The following is an 18,470-nucleotide window of genomic DNA, read 5'->3' on the forward strand; positions in this document are numbered from 1 at the left end:
GGATTCAGAGCGGCTGCGTCGCCCGCTCAAGCCAGGCCTGCACATCGGGCTCGGAGATGAGCGGCGAGAGCTTCTTGAACACCGTCGCATGATAGGCATCGACCCAGGCCAGTTCCTCGGCGGTCAAAAGATCCTTGAGGATCAGACGGCGATCGAGCGGGCACCAGGTCAGCGTCTCGAACGCCATCATCGGCAGGTCACCGCCCTCGATCATTGCAAGGTCCGTCACGTAGACGAGGTTCTCGATGCGGATGCCGAAAGAGCCGGGGCGATAATAACCGGGCTCGTTGGAGAGGATCATGCCCGGCAGGAATTCCTGCGTCGACAGGCGCGCGATCCGCTGCGGGCCCTCATGCACCGATAGATAAGAACCGACCCCGTGGCCGGTTCCATGGGCAAAATCGGCACCGGCCTTCCACAAAGCAATGCGTGCCAACGGATCGAGGTCGCAGCCGCGCGTGCCCTTCGGGAAACGGGCGACAGAGATCGCAATCATGCCCTTCAGCACCAGCGTGAAGAAACGTTTCTGCTCCTCCGGCACGCTGCCGATGGCGACCGTGCGGGTGATGTCCGTCGTACCATTAACGTATTGCGCGCCGGAATCGATGAGGAAGAGCTCACCCGGCTGCAGCGTGCGGTTGGTCTCCGTCGTCACCCGGTAATGCATGATGGCGCCATGTTCGCCGGCACCGGAAATCGTGTCGAAGGAAATATCCTTCAGCGGGTTCTGCAGACTTTCGCCGACGCGCGCGCGGCAGGCTTCAAGCTCCTTGACCGCGGAAATCTCGCTGACGCTGCCGGGTGCCTGGGCATCCAGCCAGTGCAGGAAACGCACCATGGCGACACCATCCTGCACATGTGCCTCGGCCGAACCGCGAAGTTCGACCGCATTCTTCACCGCCCGCGGCAAGCGGGCCGGGTCCATCGCTTCGACCACCACGCCGCCGACCGATTCGATCGCCTTCGACAAAGCAACCGACGTGGTGTCCGCATCCACCAGAACCTTCGCCCCATCCGTTGCCAGCGCCGCCAGCCGCCCCGTCAATTCCGCCGGAGCATGACGCGTGCAGAGCGCATCAAGGTGATCCGCCGCTTCCCCGGCCACCTTGCCGGCATCGATAAAAAGCTCCGCCTTGCCAGCAGCGGTGATGATGGCGCGCGCCAAAGGATGCGGCGTGTGCGGCACGTCGGCACCGCGAATATTGAAGATCCAGGCGACCGAGGACGGATCGGAAATCAAAACGCCGGCCGCCCCCTTGGCCGCCACACCCTCGGCGATCTCCCTGATCTTCTCTGCGGCTGACTTGCCCGCATGGCTTTCCTGCTGCACGACGACGGCGCCCATTGGCTGCGCCGGACGGTCGCTCCACAGCGCGTCGACCGGATTGGCCTCGACGAAGACGAGTGAACCGCCCTTCGCCGCAAGGGCCGTTGTGAGCCGGGCAACCTCGGCCCCGCTGTGCAGCCAGGGATCGATGCCAAGACGGAAACCGACCGGCGCATGGGCACTCAGCCATTTATGCGGAGGCTCGCCCACCAGATCCCCGGGCGTGAAGGTTCCGGCATCCACCTGCTGGGCAAGCTGCGTCGTGTAACGGCCATCGACAAACACCACCGCCTGGCGGCGCATGATCAGCGCCACACCGGCAGAACCGGTAAATCCCGTCAGCCAGGCCAGCCTTTCCGCCGAAGCCGGCACATATTCCCCCTGGAATTCGTCAGCGCGCGGCACGAGGAAACCGTCGATGCCCAGTTCGTCGAAACGGGAGCGGAGGCTCTCGACGCGGGCGGGACCGAAGGCAGGAGACGAGGTGGTATCGAAGGACTGGAACATGGAGCTGCTTTCAAACGCGATTCCGGACAGAGGGCGGATGTTAGCGAAAATCCTCGCCGAGGCCAGCATCTTGCAGGGCCGCCCACCCTTTGTGCAATTGCACAGGCGGCAAGAGACAAAAGACAGCGATCCATGCGCTCAATGCATAACACCATTGAGGCAAGCCCACTGACTAAGCAAACAGAGGACGCTTATATTCCAATCATCGGCGAGCAAACACGCATCGCCCCACGATCCAAGGACCACTCACATGGCAAACTCGTTCTTCCGCAATGCATTCGACCGCGTTGTCGCCGCACGCGAGCGCCAGGCCAGCCGTTACGTCAACGGCGCACTGATGTATCTCGACGACGAGAGCCTGAAGGCGCTCGGCACCTCCCGCGAAGAGCTGCACCGCAAGGGCGCAACCCGCTACGTGTTCTAATCACCGGGGCCGGTGGTTCTCCTCCTCCCAAACCCGCGGCCCTGACAGAACACGGCATGACCCGCTCGAGCCCTCCTCCTCCAAGGCTCGCGGGATCGGATCTGCCCTCTCCCGGCACGATCCAGGGCGACACCTCCGGGTGTCGCCCTTCTTGTATCTGCCCCCGAAATTGACTGCGCAGACATGCACAAGATGCAATGCTGCAATGCAAACAGACGTCAGGCCTCGTGCCGCAGGTGAATGGTGACCCAGCCATTGCGCCAGATGGTGCGGACATGGGCAAGCCCTGCGCCGTTATAGGCGGCAATCACCTTCCAGCGCTGTGCGGCCAGAATGCCCGACAGGATCACATCGCCGCCGGGAGAAAGATGCGTGGCAAGCTGCGGCGCCATCTTGATCAGCGGCCGCGCCAGAATGTTGGCGATGATCAGATCGAAGGGCCCGTGCCGCCGGAAGGCCGAGGAATGAAACCCAGGCGCCGTTTCCAGCACCAGGCTGCTCACGATACCGTTCAGCCCGGCGTTTTCCGCCGCCACACGCACCGCCACCGGATCGATGTCTGTGGCCAGCACCGGGATCTTCTTCAGTTTCGCAACGGCAATCGCCAGCACGCCGCTGCCGGTGCCGAGATCCAGCGCATTGCGCGGCGGATGTGCCCGCGTCACACGTTCGATCATCTCCAGGCAGCCGGCGGTCGTGCCGTGATGACCGGTGCCGAACGCCTGACCGGCATCGATCTCGATGGCAAGATCACCCATGCGCACCTTGTCGCGGTCGTGCGAGCCGTGCACCAGGAAACGCCCTGCTCTGACCGGCTTCAATCCCTCCAGCGATTTGGCGATCCAGTCGATCTCCGGCAAAACCTCGCGTTCGATCGGAAGGTCCGGATAGGCTTCGGCAATCGTCGCCTCGAAACGCGGACGAACCTCGTCCTCTTCGTCGAACAGCATGTAGACCGAAGCTTCCCAGCGATCGGCCTTCTCGTCCACCTCGGTGGTGCCGATTGCATAATCCTCCTCGCCAAAGGTGAAGGACAACATGTCCAGGATATCTTCGGCCTGCCGTTCGGTAACGGTGACGTAGAGGCGCAGCTCGCTCACGGTTCTTTTCTTTCCGACTGATGAATGTGCGGCTGCAATGCCACAGAAGGCCCCCTCGCTTCAACCGGCTTGACGGTAGGAGGCTGCACTCAGCCCTTGATCAGGTTCTGCAGCTTCTTTTCGGCCGTTTCCGTCGCCTCGCCATAAGATATGGTGCCGACGAAACGGCCACCATTGTTGAGCAGGAAGACGGAGGCCGTATGGTCCATCGTGTAGTCGCCGTTCGGGTTCTTTTCGTCGACCGGAACCTTGCGGGCATAAACGCGAAACCCTTTGACCATCTCGGCCACCTTGTCGGGCGAACCGGAGATGCCGATCACGCGGTCCGTCACGTTGGAGACGTAACGCCCGAGGATTTCAGGCGAATCGCGCTCGGGATCGACGGTGACGAAATAGGCGTTCAGTTTCGTGCCGTCGGGATCGACCTTGTGCAGCCAGCCATTCATTTCGAAGAGCGTCGTCGGGCACACTTCCGGACAATGGGTAAAACCGAAGAACACCGCCGTCGGCTTCTGCTGGAAGGCCGCTTCGGTGATCGGTTTGCCATCCTGTGCCACGAGCTGGAACGGCACGCCGAACGGTCCCTCGGCGATCTGGTCCTTCGTGCGGGTGACTTCCAGCGTCAGCCAGCCGAGAACCCCCGCCATGACCACGACGGCAGCCCACAGGATGATCCGGACGGTCTTCATGATAAATGCCTGGCTCCCACTTTACGTCTTGCGCCCATGGATACGCCGAGGCGTCCCCGCCCGCAATTGTCGATGCAAGATTGTGCGGAATTGTCACGCAGACGTGCGGTTTTGTCCCGTCCCGCGCCAGCGTCTGAGAGGCGCCGTCACATGCACCAGGCGGCCAAGCTTTCGGACATGGCAAGAAAGATATCGGTCCCATGCAGCATCCAGCCATAGGACGCGACGCCGAACAGCGCCGCGATCAGAAGGATGACGGCGCACCAGATAGGCAACAAACGGGGTTCGACAGGTAACGACATAGCAACAGTCTACTGCGACAATCGGAAAAATCCTAGCGATTCCCCGGTAAATACATGGGAAACAACGTATTACAGGATTAGCGAATGTTTAACCCCTGTTTGAGACAGTTTCGATGACGTGACACCATCCGCAAGGGCATGATGCCGCAGCCTTGAAGTCCGATCCTGACCGGCTTGCGACATGTCATCCAAACGATCCGCGACAACGGGAACCAGTGAACATCATGGCGAGCAATAACGGCAGGAAAACAATGTCGATCAGCCAGCGGCTGATGACGCTGGGGATTACCGCCTTCGCAGGCGTGGGCGTCATCGTCGGGCTCGGCTGGTACCAGCAGACGAAGGTTGACAGCGCGCTTCACCAGGTCAGCCAGATCGCCGGCCTGCTCGAGACGATCAATTCGCTGAAGGCGACCAACCTGGAACTGACGCTGACGGCCATGGACACGATCGTCGACAAGGACGAGAAGGCCGTTCAGCCGGAGCGCATCAAGACATTTCAGGACAGCAGCAGCTATCTGAAGCAGGAGATGACCTCGGTCGCGGCGCTGGCCAAGATCATCGGCCGCCCGGATCTCACGGAAGGTCTGCCGCGCGACATCGAACTCGTCTCCAAGCTCATTCAGACCGATCTCAGAACCCTGGTGGAAACCGGCGCGCCGGACGAACAGTTCGACGCGATCGACGATGCCATTGACGGCACGAGCGAGAAGATCGGCAATCGGCTGGACGAGTTGGCGACGCTTGCGACGGCACATAGCGAAGCAATGATCCAGACGACACAGGATCGGATCACCCAGTCCCTGTCGATGCAGCTGATCGCAGGCGCCGCAGCCATGCTGCTGGTCGGTCTTCTGCAATACACGCAGGGAACAGCCATCCGCCGCAGCATCAGCGGCATCAAGCACAGCCTGAGACGCATCGCCGATGGCGATTGCGACGCTCCGGTTCCGGGGGCCGAGGGCAGCGACGAGATCGCCGACATGGCCCGGGCAGCCGAGGTGCTGCGTGTATCGAGCCTCGACAAGATCCGCCTGGAACAGCAATCCGCCAGCGAACGCCAGCGTTTCGATGCGGAAGAGCGTCGGCGGATGGAGGCGGAACGCGCCGCCTCGGAAGCCGTTGGCAAGGCTACCCAGCAGCTGGCCCAGGCTCTCACGCGCCTCTCCGACGGTGACCTCAACGTCTCCCTCACCACCCCCTTCCCGGCCGATCTGGAACCGGTCCGCGCCGATTTCAATCGCCTGACCGGCAAACTTCAGACGGTCATCCGCGAAATCAATACCAGCGCTGCTTCCATTCAGGCCAACGCCCAGCAGATGCGCTCGGGTGCCGATGATCTCGCCAAGCGCACGGAACAGCAGGCCGCTTCGCTTGAGGAAACCTCCGCGGCTCTCGAACAGATCACCCGCACCGTGCGCACGGCAACCGAACGCGCCGAGACGGCACGCAAGCGCGTCAGCAATGCCAAGGATTTTGCCGAAACCTCCTCTGCCGTGGTCACCGATGCGATGTCCGCGATGCAGCGTATCGAGGAAGCAACCGGCGAGATCGGCAAGATCATCAATGTCATCGACGAGATCGCCTTCCAGACCAACCTTCTGGCGCTGAATGCCGGTGTCGAGGCCGCCCGTGCCGGTGATGCCGGCAAGGGTTTTGCCGTCGTGGCCCAGGAAGTGCGCGAGCTTGCCGGACGCGCAGCCGGCGCCGCCAAGGACATCAAGGCGCTTGTCACCCGGTCCAGTGCCGAGGTTCAGACCGGCGTCGACCTCGTCAAGGCAACCGGCGACGCGCTGACCCGCATCGGCGACGACGTTTTGAAGATCAACGACGATGTCAGCATGATCGCCACCTCGGCGCGTGAACAGTCGACCGGCCTCAACGAGATCAACACGGCCATCGGCCAGATGGACCAGACGACACAGCAGAACGCGGCCATGGTGGAAGAGACCAATGCCGCAAGCCACACGCTGGCGAGCGATGCTGACAATCTGACCCGCCTCATGAGTCAGTTCCAGGTCGACACAACACGACCCCGCGCCGTGGAAACGGCAGACCATGCGGCCCCGTCACGCCCCTCTCCCGCCCGCAACCTGATGAACAGGGTTGCGAGCGCCATCACCAGCAGCACCCCCGCCGCAAGGGCACTTGCGACGGCAACCAATGAAAAATGGGAAGAGTTCTAACCATGAGCAATGCAATCAAGCAGTCCGGCGCCTATCTCGAGATCGTCTCCTTCCACCTCGGTGATCAGGAATTCTGCATCGACATCATGGCCATCCGCGAAATCCGCGGCTGGGCCCCGGTGACCCCGATGCCGCACACACCGCCTTACGTGCTCGGCCTCATCAACCTGCGCGGTGCGGTGATCCCGGTCATCGACATGGCCTGCCGTCTCGGCATGAAAATGACCGAGCCGTCGGAACGCGCCGCCATCATCGTCACCGACATCGCCGGCAAGCTGGTCGGCCTTTTGGTCGAGCAGGTGTCGGACATGATGACGATCAAGTCGGAAGACCTGCAGCCGGCACCGGAAATCATTCCGGAAGCCCAGCGTGCCTTCTGCCGCGGCATCGTGGCGCTGGAAAAGACGATGGTCTGCTTCCTGAACCTCGACACGGTCATCGCCGACGAGCTCGCTCAGGCCGCCTGACCGGCCGAAACATTGCTGCTGGATGGTCCGGCCCCGGTCTTTGCGACCGGGGTTTTGGGCGTTTCTCGGTTTATTTCGGCTCGCCGTTCTTCCACGTGACGGACTGGTTGAAGAGCGGCACCGTGGAAATCGCCATCTTCGCCGACCCGTCGACGATCTGGCGCGAATGGACGAGATAGATCAAGGTGTTGTTCGCCTTGTCGTAGATCCGGTTGACGACCAGTTGCTTCCAGATCAGCGACATGCCCTGCTTGAAGACTTCCTCGCCTTCCTTCGACAGGTCGATGTCGCCGATCTCGATCGGCCCGGTCTGGCGGCAGGCAATCGAATTGTTCGACGGATCCTCGAACCAGTTGCCGTTCTTCAGGCGATCCAGCATGCCGCGGTCGAAATAGGTGACGTGGCAGGTCACCCCCTTGATCTTCGGATCGTTGACGGCATCAACGACGATATCGTTGCCCATCCAGTCGACCCCAACCTTGCCGACCTCCTCGGCGCGGACGGCGGCGGTGCCGAGACCGGTCAGAAGAGCGGCGGCAGCAAGAAACAGCGGGAAGCGGCGCATGGGATACTCCATCAACGGATCGTGATCCCGAGATAAGATCGCCGCACGCATTTACAATACGCCCGGCGTTGCAAAGCCCGCGAGCGCGTCAGCGCTTCCTGAGCGTGCAGGGCGTATAACCGCCGGCAAACAACCGGCCCGCCGTCATGCCGATCCGCTCAGCGATTTCGTGTGGTTTCGCAGCACCGACGGCCCGTGCCATCGCCAGCGTCGCTTCGGCGCAGACCAACGCATCCTCGCCCGCCCGGTGATGGGCAAAGCTCAGCCCCAGATGCGCCGCCAGCACGTTCAGCCGGTGCGAGGTGAGATGCGGCCAGATGGATTTCGCCATCTTGACGCTGCAGAGATAGGAGAGCGCCGGATAGGACTGCCGGTAGAGATCGAGCGAGGCGCGCCAGACGCTGAAATCGAAGGCGGCATTGTGGGCGATCATCGTCGCGTCGGCAAAATCGTCGAGGAACTCGTCCATCACCTCGGGAAACTCGCCGGCATCCTCCACATGTTCCGGACGGATGCCGTGAACGGCGATGTTGAACGAGGAGAAGCGCATCTCCTTCGGCCGGATGAGCCGCTCCTCCACTCTCACCACCCGCCCGTCTTCGATCCAGGCAAGGCCGACCGAACAGGCGCTGGCGCGTTGTTCGTTGGCGGTCTCGAAATCGATGGCAATGGTCTTCACGGCATGGGTCCGGTCAATGATGTGTTGTGGGTCGCGGCTGTCAGGCCTTCACCTCGATGCCGGCCTCCATGGCGGCGGCGATGAAGGCAAGCCGCGCCGCCTCGGGCGATTTCTTGCCCTTCAGCACCGCCTCGAACACGATCAGCGCCTTGTCGAGTTCCGTCCCGTCTTCCAGCGGCCAGTCCTCGATCAGCACCCAGGAGGCCTCCTGCACCGTCTCGATCGTCCGGAACTGGCCAGGGCCTTCGAGAGCCAATGTAACGCCCTTGTTCCAGTCCTTGCTCACGCTTCGTCTCCATCGTCCAGTCTGTCAATCACGAACCCGTCTCTTAACCGCAATCGGGGCGGCGTGCGAGGGCGAAGATGGAAGATCCCATGGACGGGAGGACTTGACCCGCGGCCACTTTTCCGGCCTTCTATGAGGCATGATCAGAACGGCAACCCATATGCATCTCGTGATGACCATTCGCCCTGCAGGGCGCGTGGACGATCGGTGTGCGGGTTCTGATAACCTGATCTGATCATTCCCCGCACGCCCTGCCGATCTGGCAGGGTTTCGGTTTCATCCGCTCTGCCTCGGCCACTCCGAAGGACAGACGCCATGACGACCATACTCCCCATCAATCCCGACGCCCGATGGCCGGACGGCCTCACCATCCGCGCTCGCTTGGCCTCCGATGCAGCCGGCATCTGCGCCCTGCACAATCTGCCCGGTTACCGCTACGGCACGCTGCGCACGCCCTATCACAGCGCCGAGGAAATCCGCAAAGGCATCGAAAACCAGTCGGCCACGACAACGGCGCTCGTCGCGATCCTGGACGACCAGGTGGTCGGCGACATCGGCTTGACGCGTCATTCCGGGCGCCGGGCGCACAGCGGCAGTTTCGGCATGGGCGTACACGACGCCTATCGTGGGCGGGGCATCGGCTCGGCCCTGCTCGGCGAAATCGTCGCGACTGCCGACAACTGGTACAATCTCAAACGGCTGGAAATGACCGTCTATGCCGACAACGATCCCGCCCTCGCCCTCTACAGCAAATTCGGTTTCGAGGTGGAAGGCACGCTGCGCAACTTCGCCTTCCGCGACGGGGCGTTTGTGGATGCACTGACCATGGCGCGGTTGAAGGCGTGAACACGGGCAGTCTTCGCCCCTCATCCTGACCCTCTCCCCGCAAGCGGGGCGAGGGAAAGCCAATGGTGCGGCCTATCAAATCCCCCTCTGGCCTGCCGGCCATCTCCCCCACAAGGGGGGAGACCGCATGTGGCACTCCCTGGCATCAATCGACCCGATTACGACCGAAGCCAGGTTTACTGAGGGACTGTATGCGCCACAGGTTAGCCCCTCCCCCTTGTGGGGAGGGGTTGGGGAGGGGTCTCGCGCCGCACACGGTTCCTCACCCGCCGATCAACGCCAGCCACTCATCCTCGTCGAGCGTCTGGATGCCGAGTTCGCGGGCCTTGTCGAGTTTCGAACCGGCACCGGGACCGGCGACCAGAATATCGGTCTTCTTCGACACAGAGCCGGAAACCTTGGCACCCAGGCTCTCCGCGCGAGCCTTCGCTTCGTCGCGGGTGAATTTTTCGAGCGAACCGGTAAACACCACCGTCTTGCCGGCCACCGGGCTGTCGCTGGCGGCAATCTGTTCCATCGCCTGCGGGGTCACCTCCATGAGCAACCGGGAGATCACCTCGACATTGCGCGGTTCCTTGAAAAATTCGACGATGGCCCGCGCCATGATCTCGCCAATGCCCTCGATGGCATTCAACTCCTCCCAGGCCTCGCCGGAGAAGGAAGCGGCCTGCCGCATGGCACTCTCGAAGGCTTCATAGGTGCCATAAGCCCGTGCCAGAAGCTTCGCCGTCGTCTCGCCGACATGGCGGATGCCAAGCGCGAAGATAAAACGGTTCAGCGCGATCTCGCGACGATTGTCGATCGCGTCGAAGAGCTTTTTCACGCTCACCTTGCCAAAGCCCTCGATGTTTTCGAGCTTGGTGAGGACTGACGCCTCCTGGCGCTTCTTCAGCGTAAAGATGTCGGGTGCCGTGCGGATCTGCAGAGACGGATCCTCGGCTTCAAAGAAGAAATCGATCTGTTTCGACCCGAGCCCCTCGATGTCATAGGCGTTGCGCGAGACGAAGTGCTTCAGGTGCTCCACCGCCTGTGCCCGGCAGACGAAACCGCCGGTGCAGCGGGTGACGGAATCGAGCCGCCCGGTCTTTTCGTTGCGCTCGCGCACCGCATGGCTGCCACAGACCGGGCACTTCTTCGGGAAAGTGTAAGCCACGGCTTCCGCCGGGCGCTTCTCCAGCACCACGTCGAGCACCTGCGGGATGACATCGCCGGCACGCTGCACGATCACCGTGTCGCCGACCCGGATGTCGTGGTCGTCGGGACGGATGCGATCACCGGAATTGCCGATGCCCTTGATGTAATCCTCGTTGTGCAGCGTGGCATTTGTCACCACCACACCGCCGACGGTGATCGGCGTCAGACGGGCCACGGGCGTGAGTGCGCCGGTGCGCCCCACCTGGATGTCGATCGCCTCCACCGTGGTAAAGGCCTGTTCGGCCGGGAACTTGTGGGCGGTCGCCCAGCGCGGCGAGCGCGAGCGGAAACCGAGCCGCTCCTGCAGCGCCAGTTCATCCACCTTGTAGACGACGCCGTCGATATCGTAGTCGAGGTCCGGGCGCTGCAGGCCGATCTCGTGGTAATGCGCGAGGATCTCCTCCACCGAGGACAGCCGCTTCATCAGCGGATTGACCGGAAAACCCCAGCGCTGGAAGGTTTCGACCATGCCCATCTGGGTCTCGGCCGGCATCTCGGACATTTCGCCCCAGGCATACGCGAAGAATCGCAGCTTACGGCTGGCAGTCACCTTCGGATCGAGCTGGCGGAGCGAGCCGGAAGCCGTGTTGCGCGGATTGACATAGGTCTGTTTGCCCTCGGCCTCCATCTGGGCGTTGAGCGCCAGGAAATCGCTTTTCGCCATATAGACCTCGCCGCGCACCTCGACGACGGCGGGCACGCCTGCCGGCAGCTGCTGCGGGATCTCGCGAATGGTGCGAATATTGGCGGTGACGTTTTCCCCCGTCGTCCCGTCGCCGCGCGTCGCGGCACTCACCATGCGACCGTTCTCGTAACGGATCGACATCGACAGCCCGTCGATCTTCGGTTCGGCGGTAAAGGCGATCGACCCATCCGGCAGGCGCCCGAGGAAACGATAGACGGAGCCGACGAAGTCAGCCACGTCCTCGTCGGAAAACGTGTTGTCGAGCGACAGCATCGGCCGGGAATGGGTGATCTGCTGAAAGGCGGATGCCGGCGCCGCGCCGACGCGCTGCGAGGGGCTGTCCTCGCGCACAAGCTGCGGGAAACGCGCCTCGATGGCATCGTTGCGGCGCTTCAGCGCGTCGTAATCGGCATCGGAAATCTCCGGCTGGTCGCCCTGGTGATAGAGAAGGTCATGGCGGGCGATCTCGGCGGACAACCAGGCAAGCTCCGCCTGCGCCTCCTCGGCACTCAGCGTGTCGACGGCTTTGCGATCATCGGCCATGGTCTTCGTCTCTCCATCCGCAGGCATCACCGCGTTTTAGACGAAACCGATCCGGTGCAAAATGGCAAAGCGTCTCGCGCGCCACTCATCCACACCGACGGGCAATGACATCAATGTGTGGCAACCGTGTCTGGACAGATCCGCACGCGTCTCGATAGTAGTGCCTTATAATCACCTTTTATATAAGCCCTGCCTCACGGAGATTTTCATGGCCCGCACCCATGCCCAGTCGGCACAAGACGCCTCCACCGCCCCCCGGCTTGGCCTTCGTGACGACGGATTGCGTTATGGCCTCGTGACACGCCTCCTGCACTGGACGATGGCGCTGCTGTTTGCCTGGCAGTTCACCGGCATGGCGCTCAGAATGGCGCTGGGGCGCCAGCCGCTTGTCGCCTTCTTCGTCGGCACCCATGGCGCGATCGGCGCACTTCTGATGGCACTCGCCGTGCTGCGAGCCCTTTGGGGTCTCTACAATCTGAAGCACCGCCCACCGCACGAACACGGCCTCCTTGGCCTTGCCGCACGCCTCGGCCATCTGGCCCTTTACGGCTTGATGCTGGTCGTGCCGCTGCTGGCGCTTCTGCGCGCCCATGGCTCCGGTCGTGGTCTCACCGTGTTCGGCCTGCCGATCGTGCCCGGCGCATCGGAAAAGGTCGACTGGATGGTGACGGCCGGAAACGCCGCCCACGGCCTGTTGGCCTGGTGTCTTCTGGGCCTCGTGGCGGGCCATGTCGCCATGGTGATCATCCACCGGCATGTCTGGAAGAATGACGTGTTGCACCGCATGGCCGGTCGGCGTGTGCCAGGACACCGCATGGCGGCCGTCGCGGCGGAATAACCGGATCGCTGGAGGCGGGATCAGCCGTTGCCGGCCAACAGGCTTGCCGCCGCTGCCCGCGCCTCGTCGGTCACCGAGGCGCCGGAGAGCATGCGGGCGATTTCTTCGGCACGATGCTCGGGCGACATGGTCGCCACCCGCGTCGCGATCTTGTCGGAACCGTCGCCCGCCGGCCCCTTGGAGATCAAAAGATGCGTCGCGGCCCGTGCCGCGACCTGCGGCGCATGGGTGACGGAAAGCACCTGCACCTTGTCGGAAAGCCGCTTCAGCCGCTGACCAATGGCATCCGCCACCGCACCGCCGACCCCGGTGTCGATTTCGTCGAAGACGAGCGTCGGGGCAGACCCGCGATCGGCGAGCGCCACCTTCAGCGCCAGCAGGAAACGCGACAGCTCGCCCCCGGAGGCCACCTTCATGATCGGACCGGGCCGTGTGCCCGGATTGGTCTGCACGTGGAATTCCACCGTGTCGATGCCTTCGGCGGCGGCATTCTCCGGATCGGGCGTGACGTTGACCATGAAACGCGCCCGTTCCAGCTTCAGCGCCGGCAGTTCGGCCATCACCGCATCGGCGAGCGCGGATGCGCCGTGTTGCCGTTTCTCCGAGAGCGCCCGCGCGGCATGGTCATAGGCAAGTTTTGCAACACCAGCCGCCTTTTCCAGCTGGCCAAGACGTTCTTCACCGGCATCGAGATCGGCAAGATCCGCCACCATCTTTTCGGCAAGCGCCGGAAGATCGGCAACGGCGACCGCATATTTGCGGCTGGCGGCGCGAAGTGCAAACAGGCGCTCCTCGACCCGCTCCAGCTCGCGCGGATCGAACTCCGTGCGGCGAAGGGCGGCTTCCGCCTCCATCTGGGCGTTGGAGAGATTGTCGAGCGCGGCATCCAGCAGCTGCACGGTGTCTTCCAGCAGGCCGGGAGCTTCCGCGCTCTTGCGCTCCAGCCTGCGCACCAGCGAGGCGATCAGCGGCACGGGAGAGGCATTGCCGTTGAGGAACTCGCAGGCCTCGGCAATGTCGCCGGCAATCCGTTCGGATTTCTGCATGCGCGCCCGCTGTTCGGCAAGCTCGTCTTCTTCCCCGTCACGCGGGCTCAACGTTTCCAGTTCCTCGACGGAGGCGCGCAGGTAATCGGCCTCGCGGGCCGCCGCCTCCACCTTGGCCTTGTGCGTCTTCAGCGCCCGTTCGGCATCACGCCAGCTGCGGTACAGGATAGAGACCTGGCCGACCTCGTCGGTAAGCCCCGTAAAGGCATCGAGAAGCGTGCGGTGGGCATCGATATCCACCAGCGCCCGGTCGTCATGCTGGCCGTGGATCTCGACCAGCAACTGGCCAACCTGGCGCATAAGCTGCACGCTGACCGGCTGATCGTTGATGGAGGCCTTGGTGCGCCCGTCGGCCGATTGCGTGCGGCGGAAAATCAGGTCGCCATCGTCATCCAGACCATTCTCACGCAGAAAAATCCGGGCAGGATGAGCACCGCCGACATCGAACACTGCCGTCACCTGCCCTTTGTCGAGACCGTGACGTACGAGCCCGCCATCGCCGCGTCCGCCAAGCGCAAGCGACAGGCTGTCGAGCAGGATGGATTTCCCCGCCCCGGTCTCGCCCGTCAGAACCGACAGACCACTTTCGAAGCTGAGGTCCAGCCGCTCGATCAGAACGATATCGCGGATCGACAACTGGATAAGCATGGTCTTCCTATCAGGCGCCGATCAGCTTGGCCCCGGCACGCGAAATCCACGACCCGCGATTTTCGCGCGGCTCCAGGCCCCCGCTCTTCAGGAGCTTATAGGAATCGGCATACCACTGGCTGTCAGGATAATTGTGGCCGAGCACCGCAGCCGCCGTCTGCGCCTCCTCCATCACGCCCATGGCGTAATAGGATTCCGTCAGACGGGCGAGCGCCTCTTCGACCTGGTTCGTCGTGCCGTACTGTTCGACGACCGCGCGGAAGCGCGAGATCGCCGCCAGATATTCCTTGCGTTCGAGGTAATAGCGACCGATCTGCATTTCCTTGCCGGCCAGCTGGTCGCGCGCGAAACGGATCTTCACCTGCGCGTCCTCGACATATTCCGACTTCGGATAGTTGTCGACGACCTTCTGCATCGCATCGATCGTGCTGCGGGCCGCCTTCTGGTCCTGCGTCACGTCGGCGATCTGCTTGGAATAGGCAAGACCGACGAGATACTGCACATAGGCGCTGTCGTCGGAGTTCGGGTACTGCTTCAGATACCGGTTGCCGGTCGCCACCGCTTCGTCATTACGACCGAGGCGATACTTCGTGAAGGTGCTCATGACGAGCGCCTTGCGGCCCCATTCCGTGAACGGGTTCTGTTTGTCGATAGCGTCAAACTTGCGGCTGGCTTCCGAAAGATTGCCGGCCTTCATGTTGGCGAGGCCCTGATTGTAGAGCGTTTCCGGCGGATCGGTCGCAAGGCCGAGTTTCGTGATGTCGATGTCCGGATCCGACTGGCAGGACGAGACCAGAACGCTGGTACCGACCAAAAGTAAGGAGACGGCTGCAATCCGCGCCGCATTCCTTATTGCAACAGACTTCGTCTCAGTCATTCGACAGTTCCCGATTGTCACGCGATGTTACATCGTCCGCCCGAGTTGGCGTTGTAGCCATAAAGGAAGCGACAGAGCAACGCAATGATGGCGGTTTGACGCAAATTTATGGCGAGGCAAGACCTGATTTACAAAAAGAAAAGGCCGCCTCAATGAGACGGCCAAGTTGGACTGGACTGTAAAAACCTCAACCAACCCAGGTTGCGAATTCCGGCGCATTCACCGCCACGAACTCACGCGCACGAACCCGCTGGCTGCGCACCGGGGCCTCGACAACCTCATAAGCGGTGCGATCCGAAAGAAGCGCCTTCAGCGCATTGGCATTCAGCTTATGGCCACCGCGATAGGAGCGATAGCAGCCGATGAACTGGGCGCCGGCAATCGCCAGATCGCCCACGGCATCCAGCGTCTTGTGGCGCACGAACTCGTCGGCGTAACGCAGGCCTTCCACGTTGACGACGGTATCGTCATCGGAAATCACGACGGAGTTTTCGAGCGACGAGCCAAGCGCGAAACCGGCCGCCCACAGGCGCTCGACATCACGCATGAAACCGAAGGTGCGGGCGCGCGACAGCTCGTCACGGAACACCTGTGCGGTCAGGTCACCCTTCCACGACTGGCGGCCGATGAGCGGCGATTCGAAATCGATCTCCACTTCGAACCGTGTGCCGTCATAGGGACGGAACTCCGCCCAGGACGATCCCGAATCAATCCGGACCGGCTTGACCACACGGATGTAACGGCGCTTCGCACCAAGGTTCACCACACCCACCTGCTCGATCGCCTCGATGAAGGGGAAGGACGAACCGTCCATGATCGGCATTTCGGCACCGTCGACCTCGACCATCAGGTTGTCGATGCCGAGGGCATAAAGCGCTGCCATGACGTGTTCGATGGTGGCGACAGAGCGAGCAAGCGAGGTGCCGAGAACGGTGCAAAGATCAGTGTTGCCGACATTGGAGGAAACGGCACGATATTCGGCGACCGAACCATCGGCGAAAGAACGGCTGAAGATGATGCCGGTGCCGGCTTCGGCCGGCTGGAAGGTGATCGAAACCGGGCTGCCGGAATGAACGCCGATGCCGGAAAGGGTCACCGGTGCAGCGATGGTCGTTTGAAAGCCCAGAAGTCCGATCGTCATTCTTTTTGCCTTTGTCTTGCCGGCCGGCCGCCTTCGACCGATCCGGTATTCTTGTGGCGGCGAACCTGATGTCGATTCCAGCCGCTTTCCTAGTTCGTACATACGGCGAGGCCCGTTCCAATCCAAATCACTGTTTCTTTCGGATTGTTACGAATGTGACGATTTAACCTACTCCAACACTTTGCGATAACAGGTTGATAAAAATCAAAAGCCCGGGCGCTGAACCCGGGCTTTCACAGTTACTTTTTGTGTAACGATCACGTGGACTGCCGGCGCAGGAAGGCCGGAATTTCCAATTGATCATCGTCGTGATGCGAGGCCTGCGGAACGGAACGACCATGATCGTCCAGGTTTCCGCGACGCGGAGCATAGAGGCTTGCCTCCGGCGACAGGGCCCGACGCTGCTGCGAGGCAGCCGCAGGAGCCGCCGTCATGTCGGATGCGACATTCTCTTCTTCATCACGGCGTCCGAGCGAATTGGTGATTCGCTTCAGGAGACCCATCGGCCCACGCTCCTCGGCGGCAGCCTGTGCCGGCTGGGTGCGGCTTTCCATCTCGGCCTTCACCACCGGCGGGAAATCTTCCACACGCGGCATGCGAACCTGCTCCGCCTGGTGACGGATCACGGGAGCGGACGGCTCGATCGGAGCGGGCGCGACGCGCGGTGCCGGCTGCGGGGCTGCGGCAGCGACGGGCTGCGGCGCCTGCGTCATGAAGCTCGGAGCCGACGGTGCCATCGACGGTGCCGGTGCAGGCGCTGCGACCGGAGCGATCGGCGCACGCGTGATGACCGGCTCGACCGGAGCAGGCGTTGTCGCCTGGAAGAGACGGCTCTGCGGACGGAACTCCTCTTCCGCCGGGGCCGCCGGACGGGCCATCATCGGCTGCGGTGCCGGAACCGGCTGGGCAACAGCCGGCTGGATGACCGGAGCGGCAGCCTGCGGTGCTGGGATCGACAGTTCACGTTCCATCGCGGCTTCCGCCTGACGGATGGTTTCGGCAATCGGATCAACCGGTGCCGTGCGGGGCGCCTGCGTCATGGCAGGCTGAGCTGCGGCCGGTGCCGAGGCAACGGCCGCCGAGGGACGGATAATCGGCTTCTGCGCGGCCCGCATTTCCGCGGCGCGCAGGTCGTTTTCCGCCATGGCGCGGTCGATGCCGGTGGCAACGACCGAAACACGGATGACGCCTTCCAGCGCTTCGTCGAAGGTGGCGCCCAGAATGATGTTGGCGTCCGGATCGACTTCCTCGCGGATGCGGGTTGCCGCTTCGTCGACTTCGAACAGCGTCAGGTCGCGACCGCCGGTGATGGAGATCAACAGGCCCTGCGCGCCCTTCATCGAGGTTTCGTCGAGCAGCGGGTTGGCGATCGCCGCTTCCGCGGCCTGCATCGCACGGCCCTGGCCCGAGGCTTCCCCGGTTCCCATCATGGCGCGGCCCATTTCACGCATGACCGAGCGCACGTCGGCGAAGTCGAGGTTGATGAGACCTTCCTTCACCATCAGGTCGGTGATGCAGGCGACGCCGGAATAGAGAACCTGGTCGGCCATTGCGAAGGCGTCGGCGAAGGTCGTCTTGTCGTTGGCGATACGGAACAGGTTCTGGTTCGGGATGACGATCAGCGTGTCGACCGTCTTCTGCAGTTCCTGGATGCCCTGTTCGGCAAGCCGCATGCGGCGACCGCCTTCGAAGTGGAACGGCTTGGTGACGACGCCGACGGTCAGGATGCCCTTGCTGCGGGCGGCCTGGGCGACAACCGGTGCCGCACCCGTGCCCGTGCCGCCGCCCATGCCGGCGGTGACGAAGCACATATGCGTGCTGGACAGGTGGTCCATGATCTCATCGAGGCATTCTTCGGCAGCCGCGCGACCGACTTCCGGCTGCGAACCGGCGCCGAGACCTTCGGTGACCTGAACACCCATCTGGATGATCCGTTCGGCCTTCGACATCGTGAGCGCCTGGGCATCGGTATTGGCGACGACGAAATCGACGCCTTCGAGGCCGGCGGTGATCATGTTGTTGACGGCATTGCCGCCGCCGCCGCCCACGCCGAAGACGGTGATCCGAGGCTTCAGCTCGGTAATGTCCGGCTTTCGCAGATTGATGGTCATGGTTACCGT

Annotated in this window: 17 protein-coding genes; 5 read left to right on the plus strand and 12 right to left on the minus strand. The window is 62.7% G+C overall.

Features of this window, described 5'->3' with window-relative positions:
* Positions 1-4: 4 nt before the first annotated feature.
* Complete coding sequence (locus OU993_RS27700; protein WP_268162341.1) at positions 5-1,834, minus strand: aminopeptidase P family protein; 1,830 nt, start codon at positions 1,832-1,834, stop codon at positions 5-7.
* Between the two features lie 250 nt (positions 1,835-2,084).
* On the opposite strand from OU993_RS27700, the gene OU993_RS27705 reads away from it, so the two are divergent.
* Positions 2,085-2,258, plus strand: a complete 174-nt coding sequence (locus tag OU993_RS27705) for a hypothetical protein (RefSeq protein WP_268162342.1) — start codon at positions 2,085-2,087, stop codon at positions 2,256-2,258.
* A 218-nt stretch (positions 2,259-2,476) separates the two neighbouring features.
* On the opposite strand, the gene OU993_RS27710 is transcribed toward OU993_RS27705, so the two are convergent.
* The 3 genes from OU993_RS27710 to OU993_RS27720 all read right to left on the minus strand — a co-directional run bounded on the left by OU993_RS27710 (position 2,477) and on the right by OU993_RS27720 (position 4,322).
* A complete protein-coding gene (locus OU993_RS27710; protein ID WP_268162343.1) occupies positions 2,477-3,358 on the minus strand; it encodes a 50S ribosomal protein L11 methyltransferase in 882 nt (293 codons plus the stop codon).
* An 89-nt stretch (positions 3,359-3,447) separates the two neighbouring features.
* Positions 3,448-4,047, minus strand: coding sequence for an SCO family protein (locus OU993_RS27715; protein WP_268162344.1), 600 nt, complete (start codon positions 4,045-4,047; stop codon positions 3,448-3,450).
* 146 nt (positions 4,048-4,193) lie between these two features.
* Positions 4,194-4,322: a hypothetical protein gene (locus OU993_RS27720; RefSeq protein ID WP_268162345.1), complete on the minus strand. Its 129-nt coding sequence runs from the start codon at positions 4,320-4,322 to the stop codon at positions 4,194-4,196.
* A gap of 278 nt (positions 4,323-4,600) precedes the next feature.
* On the opposite strand from OU993_RS27720, the gene OU993_RS27725 reads away from it, so the two are divergent.
* Both OU993_RS27725 and OU993_RS27730 read left to right on the plus strand, forming a co-directional pair.
* On the plus strand, positions 4,601-6,535 hold the full coding sequence (locus OU993_RS27725; protein ID WP_268162346.1) for a methyl-accepting chemotaxis protein: 1,935 nt from the start codon (positions 4,601-4,603) through the stop codon (positions 6,533-6,535).
* Between the two features lie 2 nt (positions 6,536-6,537).
* The gene (locus tag OU993_RS27730) at positions 6,538-7,002 is read left to right on the plus strand and encodes a chemotaxis protein CheW (RefSeq protein ID WP_062554154.1); all 465 of its coding nucleotides are present in this window, start codon (positions 6,538-6,540) and stop codon (positions 7,000-7,002) included.
* Between the two features lie 70 nt (positions 7,003-7,072).
* On the opposite strand, the gene OU993_RS27735 is transcribed toward OU993_RS27730, so the two are convergent.
* The 3 genes from OU993_RS27735 to OU993_RS27745 form a co-directional block, all read right to left on the minus strand.
* Complete coding sequence (locus OU993_RS27735; RefSeq protein WP_268162348.1) at positions 7,073-7,567, minus strand: CreA family protein; 495 nt, start codon at positions 7,565-7,567, stop codon at positions 7,073-7,075.
* 88 nt (positions 7,568-7,655) lie between these two features.
* On the minus strand, positions 7,656-8,246 hold the full coding sequence (locus tag OU993_RS27740; protein ID WP_268162350.1) for a 3'-5' exonuclease: 591 nt from the start codon (positions 8,244-8,246) through the stop codon (positions 7,656-7,658).
* A 40-nt stretch (positions 8,247-8,286) separates the two neighbouring features.
* Positions 8,287-8,532, minus strand: coding sequence for a DUF982 domain-containing protein (locus OU993_RS27745; RefSeq protein WP_268162352.1), 246 nt, complete (start codon positions 8,530-8,532; stop codon positions 8,287-8,289).
* Between the two features lie 315 nt (positions 8,533-8,847).
* Here OU993_RS27745 and OU993_RS27750 point away from each other — a divergent pair, with 315 nt between their 5' ends.
* Positions 8,848-9,378 carry a GNAT family N-acetyltransferase gene (locus OU993_RS27750; RefSeq protein ID WP_268162354.1) on the plus strand — a complete coding sequence of 177 codons (531 nt, stop codon included), beginning with the start codon at positions 8,848-8,850 and terminating at the stop codon, positions 9,376-9,378.
* A gap of 262 nt (positions 9,379-9,640) precedes the next feature.
* Here OU993_RS27750 and ligA read toward each other — a convergent pair whose 3' ends face one another.
* Positions 9,641-11,800 carry an NAD-dependent DNA ligase LigA gene (ligA, locus tag OU993_RS27755; RefSeq protein ID WP_268162356.1) on the minus strand — a complete coding sequence of 720 codons (2,160 nt, stop codon included), beginning with the start codon at positions 11,798-11,800 and terminating at the stop codon, positions 9,641-9,643.
* Between the two features lie 208 nt (positions 11,801-12,008).
* Here ligA and OU993_RS27760 point away from each other — a divergent pair, with 208 nt between their 5' ends.
* Positions 12,009-12,638: a cytochrome b gene (locus OU993_RS27760; RefSeq protein ID WP_268162358.1), complete on the plus strand. Its 630-nt coding sequence runs from the start codon at positions 12,009-12,011 to the stop codon at positions 12,636-12,638.
* A 20-nt stretch (positions 12,639-12,658) separates the two neighbouring features.
* Here OU993_RS27760 and recN read toward each other — a convergent pair whose 3' ends face one another.
* From recN to ftsZ, 4 genes are all read right to left on the minus strand, one after another.
* Positions 12,659-14,332, minus strand: a complete 1,674-nt coding sequence (gene recN, locus OU993_RS27765) for a DNA repair protein RecN (RefSeq protein ID WP_268162360.1) — start codon at positions 14,330-14,332, stop codon at positions 12,659-12,661.
* Between the two features lie 10 nt (positions 14,333-14,342).
* On the minus strand, positions 14,343-15,209 hold the full coding sequence (locus tag OU993_RS27770; protein ID WP_268162362.1) for an outer membrane protein assembly factor BamD: 867 nt from the start codon (positions 15,207-15,209) through the stop codon (positions 14,343-14,345).
* A gap of 187 nt (positions 15,210-15,396) precedes the next feature.
* Positions 15,397-16,350 carry a UDP-3-O-acyl-N-acetylglucosamine deacetylase gene (lpxC, locus tag OU993_RS27775; RefSeq protein ID WP_268162364.1) on the minus strand — a complete coding sequence of 318 codons (954 nt, stop codon included), beginning with the start codon at positions 16,348-16,350 and terminating at the stop codon, positions 15,397-15,399.
* 257 nt (positions 16,351-16,607) lie between these two features.
* Positions 16,608-18,461 carry a cell division protein FtsZ gene (gene ftsZ / locus OU993_RS27780; protein WP_268162366.1) on the minus strand — a complete coding sequence of 618 codons (1,854 nt, stop codon included), beginning with the start codon at positions 18,459-18,461 and terminating at the stop codon, positions 16,608-16,610.
* Between the last annotated feature and the right edge of the window lie 9 nt (positions 18,462-18,470).

Origin of the sequence: Rhizobium sp. SL86 (assembly GCF_026672545.1) — a bacterium.
Classification (GTDB): domain Bacteria; phylum Pseudomonadota; class Alphaproteobacteria; order Rhizobiales; family Rhizobiaceae; genus Neorhizobium.

Bases quoted from the DNA above. Each gene is read 5' to 3' on its own strand.
- OU993_RS27700 (WP_268162341.1), bottom strand. From the start codon at position 1,834: ATGTTCCAGTCCTTCGATACCACCTCGTCTCCTGCCTTCGGTCCCGCC.
- OU993_RS27705 (WP_268162342.1), top strand. From the start codon at position 2,085: ATGGCAAACTCGTTCTTCCGCAATGCATTCGACCGCGTTGTCGCCGCA.
- OU993_RS27715 (WP_268162344.1), bottom strand. From the start codon at position 4,047: ATGAAGACCGTCCGGATCATCCTGTGGGCTGCCGTCGTGGTCATGGCG.
- OU993_RS27725 (WP_268162346.1), top strand. From the start codon at position 4,601: ATGTCGATCAGCCAGCGGCTGATGACGCTGGGGATTACCGCCTTCGCA.
- OU993_RS27730 (WP_062554154.1), top strand. From the start codon at position 6,538: ATGAGCAATGCAATCAAGCAGTCCGGCGCCTATCTCGAGATCGTCTCC.
- OU993_RS27735 (WP_268162348.1), bottom strand. From the start codon at position 7,567: ATGCGCCGCTTCCCGCTGTTTCTTGCTGCCGCCGCTCTTCTGACCGGT.
- OU993_RS27750 (WP_268162354.1), top strand. From the start codon at position 8,848: ATGACGACCATACTCCCCATCAATCCCGACGCCCGATGGCCGGACGGC.
- ligA (WP_268162356.1), bottom strand. From the start codon at position 11,800: ATGGCCGATGATCGCAAAGCCGTCGACACGCTGAGTGCCGAGGAGGCG.
- OU993_RS27760 (WP_268162358.1), top strand. From the start codon at position 12,009: ATGGCCCGCACCCATGCCCAGTCGGCACAAGACGCCTCCACCGCCCCC.
- recN (WP_268162360.1), bottom strand. From the start codon at position 14,332: ATGCTTATCCAGTTGTCGATCCGCGATATCGTTCTGATCGAGCGGCTG.
- OU993_RS27770 (WP_268162362.1), bottom strand. From the start codon at position 15,209: ATGACTGAGACGAAGTCTGTTGCAATAAGGAATGCGGCGCGGATTGCA.
- lpxC (WP_268162364.1), bottom strand. From the start codon at position 16,350: ATGACGATCGGACTTCTGGGCTTTCAAACGACCATCGCTGCACCGGTG.
- ftsZ (WP_268162366.1), bottom strand. From the start codon at position 18,461: ATGACCATCAATCTGCGAAAGCCGGACATTACCGAGCTGAAGCCTCGG.